This window comes from Treponema sp. R80B11-R83G3, from assembly GCF_054786115.1.
The window spans coordinates 1-2,241 of the sequence record NZ_BDHF01000158.1 but is presented as its reverse complement, the minus strand read 5'-3'; the positions used below and the strand labels follow the sequence as shown (position 1 = coordinate 2,241).

At 36.1% G+C, this 2,241-nt stretch carries 2 protein-coding genes; both read left to right on the top strand.

Features of this window, described 5'->3' with window-relative positions:
- Window positions 1-51: 51 nt before the first annotated feature.
- Window positions 52-1,182, top strand: a complete 1,131-nt coding sequence (locus tag ACYVRH_RS11905; protein ID WP_461257133.1) for a pPIWI-associating nuclease domain-containing protein — start codon at window positions 52-54, stop codon at window positions 1,180-1,182.
- 89 nt (window positions 1,183-1,271) lie between these two features.
- Window positions 1,272-2,241 (top strand): DNA methyltransferase (locus tag ACYVRH_RS11900; protein ID WP_461257132.1); only part of this gene is annotated, 970 nt, incomplete at its 3' end.

The following is a 2,241-nucleotide window of genomic DNA, read 5'->3' as shown; positions in this document are numbered from 1 at the left end:
CTATACTGAAACAATAACCGAAGGTAAGAAATAGAGATGGATTATGAGGATATGAACAAACTTATATCTCCCCAAGTCTTACATCAAATGGATACACTTGCAAAAACAGTGTCCCAACCTTCCGTTGTCTCTAAAGCTATTGATTACTCCATGTTTAAGCAACCAGAACTAGATCGGATTTCAAATGCAATTTCTCAATTTCCTTTCAATGAAGCGGTGAAGGAAATAAATCGTTTACAAAAGGCACTTGAAGGCATAACATTAGATCAAGTAGCCAATAAACTTGCATATTCAAGCATTACGGCAATAACTGCTTTAAATGACAGGATTCCTGTATTATTAGAATTTGCTCAAACCCTTCCTTACGTTTATCGTATTTTTAGTAATTCACTCTTTCTTGAAAATTCAATCGCTATTGCGACCGAAAAGCTGAAGAACAACTTCGATGTTATCTCCAGTTTACAAAACATAAAATTTAATTTTCCTTCTATTCTTATTAATCAGCAAGAAAGTTTTTTAACTGTACCTTACATCAAAAAAAGACAAAAAACTGTTATTTTAAAAGCTGAACAAGAACAAAACAATAACTTGCTACTCGGTACAGATGATATTGATAATGCAGATTGTATTAATACTACCATACAAACATCCATAGCTTTAGTAGATCAAATTTCTCATAATCCAGAACCAATTTCTATTTCTGATATTGGACTTTTCAATAGAGAGTATGATCTTAAAGAAGCTCTTTGTCAGATCAATCCTTCTTTCTATAAGAAATTGTTAGGAGCAGAACAGTCGGCAAATAGCGATAATGTAGAAAAAACACGCCACATTTCAATATCATTAAGAGAATTACTTAAAGACTTTATCAATACTATCATTCCCACGTATGAAGTAAAAAATTATTACGGTGGTAAAATAAATGGCAACCCGTCATTGGAACAAAAAATCAACTATTTCTTTAAGGATATTACTTACTCCCAATTAACAGAATTAGTCAAAAATGATGTTATACTTATTAAACAAATAACTGGTGTATTAAATACTTGTGTACATGATGATGTTGATTTTCCCGATGAACAAAGTTTGTTTTTCCTTGTCAACAAGGTAAAAAGTATTTTAATGATGTTGTTGAATTACAACCTTCATAGAAAACCCGATCAGGAGCCCCCCCATGCCTAAAAAAACCAGCCATCGACACCTCCAAACTCAACCAAATAGACGCATACACTTACCCCGAACATGACCGTGCAAACATCCCCCCTGTCGGAATGGCGCAATACGACACAGTAGCCAGCCCAGAGGCAAAATACGAATACGATCCCCACATAGACCCGTCCTTGCAATGGGCGGGAAAAAAAGAAGGAACGACCTTTAACGTACCTACATCATCTATCCATATTCACGAAAGCATAAAACCCCATAAAATAATCCGCTCCGTTCAAACAATGGGCGACGATTATGCGGACGAACAAGGATGGCTCTTTGAATCAGACTCAGAAAGGGCAAGACGCAGGAATGACGCAATTGAATTCTACCAACATAAAGACAAATGGACAAACCGCCTCATAGCCGGAGACAGCCTTGTAATAATGAATTCCATGCTTGAAAAAGAAGGAATGGCAGGACAGGTGCAAATGGTCTACATCGACCCGCCCTACGGCATAAAATACGGCTCCAATTTTCAGCCCTTTGTGAACAAGCGAGACGTAAAAGACAAAAAAGACGAAGACCTGACAACGGAACCTGAAATGATAAAAGCGTTCCGTGATACTTGGGAATTGGGCATACATTCGTATTTAACATATTTGCGGGACAGGCTTTTGCTTGCAAAGGAATTACTATCCGATACTGGCAGTGTTTTTGTGCAGATTAGCGATGAGAATGTGCATTTAATTCGTAATATTTGTGATGAAATTTTTGGGGTGGAAAATTTTATTAGCATGATTTCATTCAGAAAAACAAGTAATTTGACAGCAGATTTCTTGCCAACAAGCAATGACTATATTGTTTGGTTTTCAAAAGACAAAAAAAAACTCAAGTTCCATCGAATATTTATCAATAAAACGCTTCAAAATGTAACCGAAGATAGTTATGGTTGTATTGAGATGAGTGATGGCAGTTGGCATCGTTTAAGTCAAGATGAACGAGAATCTGTAGAGAAACTTCCTAAAGAATCTTTGTTTGGATTAGGTGATTTAACTTCATCACACGAATATACTCGTGAACCATTCATTTATG